General features: G+C 66.2%; 2 protein-coding genes and 1 pseudogene. 2 read left to right on the forward strand and 1 reads right to left on the reverse strand.

The genetic code is table 11. The features are described 5' to 3' along the window. Positions 1 to 468 precede the first annotated feature (468 nt). Positions 469 to 3177, forward strand: a complete 2709-nt coding sequence (mdeB, locus tag ACPEES_RS22835) for an alpha-ketoglutarate dehydrogenase (protein ID WP_435106714.1) — start codon at positions 469 to 471, stop codon at positions 3175 to 3177. Positions 3178 to 3244: 67 nt separating this feature from the next. After that, entirely contained in the window at positions 3245 to 4075 is an 831-nt protein-coding gene (locus tag ACPEES_RS22840) for a sulfurtransferase (RefSeq protein ID WP_435106716.1), read from the forward strand. A gap of 155 nt (positions 4076 to 4230) precedes the next feature. Here ACPEES_RS22840 and ACPEES_RS22845 read toward each other — a convergent pair. Further along, positions 4231 to 4391: pseudogene (locus ACPEES_RS22845) on the reverse strand (IS481 family transposase); the annotation flags it as partial.

Raw genomic sequence — 4391 nt, forward strand, 5'->3', positions numbered from 1 at the left:
CGGGTCACGTCAAGCGAGCGCAACGCCGCCACCGGGCCGCTGTGGCGCTCCCTTCGGGCCGGACTGTGCGCCGATGGTTCTGCGTTGCTCGCCGCTCATGTAGCCCGGCTACACCGCGCGACTCGCGCCTTGCCCATCGGCGCACAGTCCGGCTGACGTATGACAATACCTCTGAGAAGATTAGTATCCTCGAGACGGGCTATGCGTACCCGGCCTACGGGCGTCCCGTCAGCTAAGAATAAGGAAGCCATCCGGTTGAGCGCCCGCCTGGAAGGCAAGAATGACGGACCCCGTCCATGAATGAATATCCATGCAGGGGTCGATAGAGACGCACCAGCACTGCCCCGGACTTGCTAATGCCCCAACAAGCGGCCGCGGAGCAACCGGGGGCGAACCGGCACGGGCACCTGAGGCAATCCGCGGCAGAGCCCCCTGGACAGGTCGAATCAAGGGAACTGCGAGATGACGATGAACAATTCCGCACTGGAAGCCATTCTCCGGAATCAGATGTCCGATGCCGATCCGGAGGAAACCCGCGAATGGCTCGAGGCGCTGATGTCGGTCGTCGAGAACGCCGGGGGCGAACGCGCCGAGTTCCTTCTGGGGCGGCTCCAGGAGTTGGCCCCGCGGCTGGGCCTGACCACGACCGCGGCGCTGACTACGCCTTACTGCAACACCATTCCCCTGGAGGCCCAGACGCCCTATCCCGGCGATCTCCGTCTGGAAGCCCGTCTCGGTGCCCTCATCCGCTGGAATGCTCTCGCGATGGTAGTGCGTGCGAATCGTGCCGCCCCGGAGCTCGGTGGCCATATCGCCAGCTACGCCTCGGCGGCCGATCTCTTCGAAGTCGGGTTCAATCACTTCTTCCGGGGCGACGACGGTAGCGGCAACGGCGATCTCGTCTTTCTCCAGCCCCACTCCTCGCCGGGCGTATACGCCCGGGCCTACCTGGAGGGGCGCCTGTCGGAGACGCACCTGGATCACTACCGGCGTGAAACCGGCGGCGACGGTCTGTCTTCCTACGCTCACCCGTGGCTCATGCCGCGCTTCTGGCAGTTCCCCACCGGCTCGATGGGCCTGGGCCCGCTCCAGGCCATCTACCAGGCCCGCTTTCTGCGCTACATGGAACACCGCGGATTGCGCACCGGCGCCGAGCGACATGTCTGGGGCATATTCGGCGACGGCGAGATGGACGAGCCGGAATCGGTGGCCGCCCTGGGGCTCGCCGCTCGGGAAGGTCTCGACAATCTCACTTTCGTCATCAACTGCAACCTCCAACGCCTGGACGGGCCGGTGCGCGGCAACGGCCAGATCATCCAGGAGCTGGAGGGGCTGTTCCGCGGCGCGGGCTGGAACGTTATCAAGGTGCTGTGGGGCTCCGACTGGGATCCACTGTTCGCGCGTGACGACGACGGTCGCCTGCTGGCACGCCTGCATGCCACCGTGGACGGCGAGTTTCAAACCCTCGCCGCCACCGATGGGCGTTTCAACCGCGAGCACTTCTTCTCCCAGGATCCGGCGCTGCAGCAACTGGTCGCACACCTGGGAGATGACGAAATCGACGCCCTGCGACGCGGCGGCCACGATCCGGTGAAAATCCATGCCGCCTACCACGCTGCCCGGCATCACACCGGCCAGCCCACGGTGGTACTAGCCCAGACCAAAAAGGGCTTCGGCATGGGTCACTGGGGCCAGGGGCGAATGATTAGTCACCAGCAGAAGAAGCTCGACGACGAAGCCCTGCTCGCCTTCCGCGATCGGTTCGACCTGCCCCTCGACGATGACGACGTGCGCGCACTCCGATATTACCGTCCCGCGGAGAACAGCGCGGAACTGCGCTACCTCCACGAACGGCGGCAGGCGCTGCGCGGGTACGTACCGGCCCGCCGCGCCGAAGGCCCCGCGATACGAATTCCGCCACTGCCGGAGTATGCACGCTTCGCGCTGGAGGCGGAGGGCAAGGAGATGTCCACGACGATGGCCTGGGCCCGCCTGCTCAGCCAGCTCCTGCGCAAGCCCGATATCGGTCCGCGTCTGGTACCCATCGTCGCCGACGAGGCGCGAACGTTCGGCATCACCAATCTCTTCCGCCAGATCGGCATTTACTCCCCGATGGGGCAGCTCTACGAGCCGGAGGATGCGGGCTCGATCCTCGCCTACCGGGAAGACCGGCGCGGCCAGATGCTCGAAGAGGGGATCACCGAAGCGGGGGCTCTGGCCTCCTGGATCGCCGCCGGTACGGCGTACTCCACCAGTGGCGAGCCGCTGCTGCCAATGTACGTCTACTACTCGATGTTCGGCTTCCAGCGTGTGGGCGACCTCATGTGGGCCGCCGCCGAGCAGCGCACCCGCGGCTTTCTCATCGGCGCCACGTCCGGCCGGACCACGCTCTCCGGCGAGGGGCTGCAGCACCAGGACGGCAGCAGCCACGTCTACATGGCCACGATTCCGAACTGCCGCAGCTACGACCCGGCCTACGCCTACGAAGTGGCGGTCATCATGGACGAAGGGCTGCGAGCCATGCTCGAGCGCGGCGAAGACGTCTTCTACTACCTCACCGTGGTGAACGAGAAAATCGCGCAACCGAGTCTGCCTGAACATGTCCGCCGGGCGGATATCCTCGCCGGCCTGTACCGGCTGGATACGCAGTCCGCGGGCGATGACGCCTACCCGCGGGTGCGGCTGCTGGGTTCCGGAGCCCTGCTGCCCGAGACCCTGGCGGCGGCGGAACGCCTCAGCGAGCGCTGGAACGTGCACGCCGAGGTATGGAGCGCGACCAGCTATAGCGAGCTCGAGCGGGACGCCCGCGCAAGCCAGCGTGCCCGGCGGCACGGTGAGGTGGATGCGTCCCACACAAGCCATCTCGGCCGCTGTCTGCCCGGCACCGATCCCGTGATTGCCGTCAGTGACTACGTCCGCGCGTGGCCGCAGCTCATCGCCGCCTACCTCGACGCCCCCATGGTCTGCCTTGGTACCGATGGCTTCGGGCGTTCGGATACACGCGAGTGCCTGCGCGAATACTTCGAAATCGAGCGCGCGCACATCATCCTGGCGGCCCTGCATGCGCTGGTCGAACAGGGTCGAATACCCCCTGAACGTCTCGCCGCCGCACGCCGGGAATACGGCACCGACCGAACAGCAGCCGGACAGACCGGCGCCAGCGGCGGGGGCGCCTGATCCGTGCGTCACCGACCGTGGCTTGTTAAAGTCAATGGTCCGCAACAAGCGCACGCATAGGTGAGCCATGGCCCACAAGCGCCTGCCCCTGCTGGTCGAGCCCGAAACCCTGGCCGAATCCCTGAACACACCGGGGCTATTGATCGTCGATCTCTCCGCCGAGGACGATTTCATCCGCGCCCATATTCCCGGCGCCGTGCACCTGCAGTATCGGGATCTCCTGCGCCAGGAAGGTGACGCCAAGGGCCTGCTCGCGCAGCCCGAGGATCTCTCGCGCGTGCTCTCGACCGTCGGCATGCGCTCGGACCGCCACGTGGTCGCTTACGACAACGAGGGCAACGGCCGCGCGAGCCGCCTGCTGTGGACCCTGGAAGCCCTCGGCCACTACGACACGTCCCTGCTCGACGGCGGCATGCGTGCCTGGCTCGCCGGCGGTCATCCCACCGAGAGCGGGCCCGTCGAGGTGGAATCCAGCGAGTACCACGCCACCCTGGCGCACCCGGAGGTCGTGGCGGACAAGGACTACGTCCGCGAGCACCTGGACGACGACAACGTCACCGTCCTGGACGCCCGCTCGCCGGCGGAATATCGCGGCGAGGACGTCCGTGCCGCCCGCGGCGGCCATATCCCCGGCGCCGTCAACCTGGAGTGGACCGAGGTCATGAACCCGGGCACCGAGGGCCGTCTGCACCCGCCGGAGACATTGCGCACGCTGCTCAAGCAGCGCGGCATCACCCCGGACCACGAGATCATCACCCACTGCCAGACCCATCACCGCTCCGCACTCACGTTCTTCGTGATGCGCTACCTCGGCTACCCCAGCATCCGCGGCTACGACGGCTCCTGGTCCGAATGGGGCAACGATCCGACCCTGCCGGTGGAAACCGGCGGTGAGTAGGTGATGCGCGGCGGAGCCGCGTAAAAGTGACAAGTTCAAAGTGGCACGTTGAACGTGCCGGGCCGGCGCCGCTCCGGCTCGGTACTTGCTGCTTCGAACCCGGCACTTGGGCAGGAAGACCAACCACGGAGACACAAAGAAAACACGAAAGCGCGCTAAGTGTCGGGTCCCGGATGATTCCGTGGCCTTTTGTGAAATAGATCGGGCCTGTCAGCGTACCAGTGTTTCATCGCCTGCATGGGCGCGATATGGCCGAGCGCTTTCTGGGGCAAATGGTGATTGTAGAGCCAGACGTAGCGCGTGAGCGTGGCCTGGA

Source organism: Arhodomonas sp. AD133 (assembly GCF_051195215.1).
Taxonomy (GTDB): Bacteria; Pseudomonadota; Gammaproteobacteria; order Nitrococcales; family Nitrococcaceae; genus Arhodomonas.

Excerpts from the sequence above, each read along its gene's own strand:
- mdeB (WP_435106714.1), top strand. The coding sequence starts at position 469 with ATGAACAATTCCGCACTGGAAGCCATTCTCCGGAATCAGATGTCCGAT.
- ACPEES_RS22840 (WP_435106716.1), top strand. The coding sequence starts at position 3,245 with ATGGCCCACAAGCGCCTGCCCCTGCTGGTCGAGCCCGAAACCCTGGCC.